Below are 5,587 nucleotides of genomic sequence, written 5' to 3' on the forward strand. Positions count from 1 at the left end.
GGATCATCGGACTGAATTTTGTCGAAATGTCTCGTATTTTGTCTGTCGAAAAATCTTGCCACTCCCTTTTCTCCTCGCTACAATGTTTTTGAACCATGGATAGATAAAGGGGGAATACGATGAAACCACGCAAAAGGATGAAACAACTTAGAAAATGGTTCATTTGGAGTTTGGCTTTTTTGTTAATTTTGACTAGCCTCCCAGTGGAGGGGTGGGCGGAAGCGATTCACGCTCAGGCGGACAACACCGCCAAGCCGTCACCGTCCCGAGTGCCGCCCGCTCCTTCCTTTCAGCTTCAGCCTGGGGAGCTGATGGAACAACGGACCGAGAGAACCAAGGTATTCTATAATGGAGACGGCACGTTTACCAAGCACATTTATTTTGAACCGATTCACCTAAAGAAAAAAGGGGAGAAACGGTTTGAAGAGATATCCCCAGGTTTAATGGATCGTTCCGATCGCCCGAATGTGGTGGAAACGGATCGTACGATGCTCGAGACGGATTTTTATAAAAAAATGGTGAACGGGGAATATGCGACCTTTCATTACAATGGCTCCTCGATTTCGTACTCGATTGTCGAAGCATCGGGGGAGGGCGTCCCACCGCTCCGAGCCAAAGATGTAGTCGCTACCTATCAGAAAAAAGACAATAAAATTCTGCATAAAAATGTATTTCCACATATAGATTTACAAAATATCGCCTTTAATGAATCGACAAAAGAAGATATCGTGCTTCGTTCTTTTAATGGGTATCATAGTTTTAAATTTCATTTGAAAACGGACTTACACGCAGCCGTTCAAGAGGACGGTTCCATTTTATTTACCAACCAGAAAAAAGAAAAGGTGTTTGAACTGCCGAAGCCTTTTATGGTCGATTCCAATCTTGATGAGCGTTCAGGAGAGGTGCAACGGTCTGAACAGGTCACGTATGAGCTTCAACCGGATGATCAAGGGTATATCTTAACGGTCACGGCCGATCCAGAATGGTTGAAAGATCCGAAGCGAGTGTATCCTGTCTATATTGATCCAAGCACTTCCATTCAGCTATCGACGGATACCTTTGTGATGAGCGCGTATCCGACGACGAACTATAGTTCTGCTTCGAGTAAGTGGGACTCTGCGCAAGGACAATATGTGCTCAAAGTAGGGTATTATGATGGCACGACAGGGACGTGTTACGGGTTTTTAAACCCGGATATTTCTAGTGTCAAGAACATGAATGTGACCAGCGCTACATTCAATGTGTATGTGACCCACTCCTACTATGCTACAACAGCCACCGGCTTATGGTTGGACGCGGTCAACGGCTCGTGGTCGGCGAGCACTTTAACATGGAATAATCAGCCTTCTTCTACCAATATCGGCAAGGTCGATGTCGCCAGGGACCAATGGGCGCAATTTAATGTCACCAATACGGTCAAAGAATGGGCAGCTGGAACCAAACCGAATTATGGCTTGAAACTTCATACGAACGGAAACGGACAAACATATTGGAAAAAAGTCGTTTCTGGAACGAACAGTACCTATAAACCTTACTTGTCTGTCACGTATACGATCCCCGTTCCAAATACACCGACAGGAACGGCCTACAGTAATGGGGATGGAACCGGCTATGTCGATCTATCATGGAATCCCGTTCCGGGCGCAACCGGGTACAAAGTATGGATTTATAACGGGAAAGAGTATGAGTCGTTTAGTGTCGGAAACGTGACCTCTTGGAGCACGAAAGGAAAGAAGATTTGGCCGACGGCTTCAGAAATCAGCGCGGGACGCTATGATTTGCATCAGGACGGCTTAGGAACCGAATTAGCTGTGGATCCGTCTCCTGTCTATCGCCATTCAGGAGGAAGCTATCCGAATAGTAAGAACTATTGGTTCCGTGTCAGCGCGATCTTCCCTCAAGGGGAAAGCGCGGTATCAGAGGCCTATATGCCCACCATTCCGAATTTAGCGAAGCCATCCGCTCCGACAGGAAAAAGCTATACCAATGGAGATGGAACCGGCTATATAGATGTTCAATGGAACCCGGTGAGTGGCGCGACGGGATATAAAATTTGGATTTTTAATGGAGCCTCCTATGAATCGCTCAACGTCGGAAATGTGACGTCGTGGACCACCAAAGGGAAAAAATATTGGCCGACTCCGGCAGAGGTGGACGCTGGTCGCTATCAGCTGCATTTAAATGATAGCCGCGGGGCCGAACTGCCTGTGGATCCTTCTTGGACCTACGCCAACGCAGGAACGCGATATGAGAATTCAACGAACTACTGGATTCGGGTCAGTGCCTATAATTCACAAGGGGAAACGGTCTTTTCGGAGGCGTATATGCCGAGAATTCCGGACTTATCCGTACCGCCCGCCCCTTCTGGATTTGCTTACGCCAATCAGGTAGGCAGCCAATCTGGTTATGTGATGCTGGACTGGGACAAAATAGAGGGAGCCACAGGGTACAAGGTTTGGATGTTTAACGGGCTTTACTATGAAGCCTTTGATGTAGGAGATGTAGACCATTGGACGACACAAAATAAAGGAATTTGGCCGACGCCACAGGAAATTGAACAAGGCGATTCGAATACGTTAACATTGCATCATGATGGACAAGGAGTCGAACTGCCGAAAGATCCTTCTCCTATGTATGCGAAAATGGGAACCAAATACGCAACGAGCACGGGTTATTGGTTCCGGCTTAGTGCCTACAACGCCGAGGGGGAAACGATTTTCTCTGGGAACGCATTCACGGTGAAAATTCCGGAGGCGAATGAGTATTTAGGGAAGGAAGAATACTGGTCCATTATCGATGTTCCTTACGGAAGCGTCAATGCCGCCACTGGAAATCTCATCATCGACGAAGATGATCTTTCGATTTCTGGAAGAGGCCCGGAGCTTGGAATCACAAGAACCTACAATAGTTTATCCGCATCGACCGGGTTATTCGGAAAAGGATGGCATAGCGATGCGGAAATGACGATTGTGGCTCAAGGAAATGAAGCCCGATTTATAGACGAAGATGGGACGCTCCATCGATTTACGAAATTATCCGATGGCACCTATAAAGCGCCAACAGGGGTTTACTTGGAATTAAGTGAAACGACAAATGAATATATACTGACGACTAAAGATCAAACGAAGCTATATTTTCAAAAAACAGATGGAAAGGTAACCAAAATCGTGGACGGTCATGGAAATACCACCGCCTATGGTTATGCCAATGGAAAGGTAGTGTCTATCACGGATGCGTCCGGAAGAAAACTGGATATTCAGTACAACTCGAACGGAAAAATTGAAAAAATCACCGACCCGATGAACCGGACCATCACATATGAGTATGAGAATGATCAGTTAACCAAAGTGACCCAAACGGGCGGAGAAATCACCAGATACCAATATAATGAACAGGGACGGTTGGAAAAAGTATTCGAACCGACGCATACGGAGGATAAGCCGGTTGTCAATCAGTTCGTATATGACGGAGACCGGCTCCATCAAGTGATCGACCCGGAGAATCACACGTATACATTAAGCTACGATTCGACGAAACGGCAGCTGGTCATGGAGAAACCGAATGGCCGCAAAACCCGCTACACCTTTAATGAGGCCGCCAACCCGATTGAAATCGTGGAGGATGTCGGCGGTTTAAACATTACGACCAGTTATGTTTACGAAGGAAATAACTTAAAGGAAACACGCGATCCCAATGACCAAGGGGCGGCGAACCCTACTGAATCGTATACGTATGACGCCAACGGAAATGTATTAACGGCGAAAGATAGTTATGGGACGGAAACCTACCAGTATAACCAAAATCATGATGTGGTCTCCATGAAAGATACGGAAGGCGATACCACCACGATTGCCTATGATGGCTTAAATCCGGTATCCGAAACCGATCAATCGGGAAAAACGTCTTCTGTAGCGAAGTACGATGCCTATGGCAACATCATTGAGGAAAGTGATACATTAGGTAGTGCGACGAATTTACTCTCTAATCCTAGCTTTGAACAGGGAACGACCGCTTGGAATTTGCTTCGTTCGAATGACTCTGGACAGTTACAGGAAGATACGAATGTCTATAATGGATTGACGGGACGGAAAACGCTAAAAATCACGGTGAACTCCACGTCGCCTGCCACCGAACTGGGCTATGTGGCGGCCACCCAAGAAATTGCAATCAAACCGAACGTCACATATACATTAAGTGGAAAAATGAAAACGAACTTAACGAAAGCCCATGCGTTTTTTAATATCGAACTTTTAGATAGCCAAAATCGCCGGATTTCTTGGATAGACAATCGCTATAGCCAATTGACGGGCACAAGACCTTGGACGGATCGACAACTGACCTTTAAGACGCCTGCGAATGCGGTGAAAGTGCGCATCTATTTAGAGATCGATCACCAATCACCAACCGCATCAGGGGAAGCGTGGTTTGATACTGTTCAATTCGAGGAAGCGCAGGTTTCTTCGAGCTACAACCCAGTATTAAATAGCAGTTTTGAAGGAAACGTTGCGAATTGGAGCGGAACGGGCGGAAGCGTAGACAATATGGAATCATTCGATGGGTCTTACTCCCTCAAAGTATCGAGAACGAGCACCACGCAGTCCGCGAGTGAATATAAGCAGACCGTGATCGTAGGGCAAACGTCGAGTGATACGCCGCTTCGTCTGACACTCACCGGTCTTTCCAAAGCGCAGGATGTCAAAGCCAACGGAACCGTGAGCCCAAGCGATTATTCGATTACCGCGAAAGCGTATTTTGTCGACGGAACGACCCAAACGTATACGGCAGATTTTCCGATCGGCACGCAAGAGTGGAACCGTGCCGCCGTTTCGATTCAGCCTTCCAAGCCAATGGATAAAATCGACCTATCCGCTGTCTTCCGCGGCAATTACACCGGAACGGTCTGGTTTGACGCCATTCGCTTAATGGAAGGAAACGTTGTCACGAAAAACAAGTATGACGCCAAAGGCAACTATGTGGAGGAAGAAACAGATGAAGCCGGGTATGTCACGAAAAAGAGCTATGATGCCGTAGGAAATCTGTTAAGTGAATATGATGAGAAGGGACATCAAAAACAGTACAAGTATGACCCATCCAATCGTTTAAAACAACTCCTATTGGCGAATGGAACGTCTGTCCACTATGATTATGACTTGAACGGCAACATGACTTCGAAAGTCATTCAAACGAGCAGCGGTCCGTCACAAGGATTTACCTATTCGTATGATAAGACGGGAAAACTCCTGAAAACGGTTGGTCCATTAAATGACGTAACAACCAATGAGTATGATGCCAACGGCAATAAAATCAAAACCGTCTTGCCGAAAGGCAACACGATTCAATGGACGTATGACGGAACGGAACGAGTCAAAACCATTTCCTACAACAACGTCCCGTATTACGAATTTAGTTATGATAAAAATGGGAATGAACTTTCGGTTCAATACTTAAAAGACGGCACGACGAAGACTAGAAAGTTTGATGAGAAGAACCGTGTGACAGAGCAATCCGACCGCGGCGGAGTCCAAAAATGGACGTATCCGACCACCTCGGATAAATTGCAACAGTTCCTGTTCTCGCACGGATCATT

At 46.5% G+C, this 5,587-nt stretch carries 1 protein-coding gene; it reads left to right on the forward strand.

Going from position 1 to position 5,587, the window contains the following annotated elements; all coding sequences use genetic code 11:
- Window positions 1-866: 866 nt before the first annotated feature.
- The coding region (locus tag AT864_RS00055; protein WP_066145238.1) for a DNRLRE domain-containing protein at window positions 867-5,587 on the forward strand (4,721 nt) is incomplete at its 3' end.

The sequence above is a fragment of the Anoxybacillus sp. P3H1B genome (genome assembly GCF_001560855.1).
In the GTDB taxonomy this organism is placed as follows: domain Bacteria; phylum Bacillota; class Bacilli; order Bacillales; family Anoxybacillaceae; genus Anoxybacteroides; species Anoxybacteroides rupiense.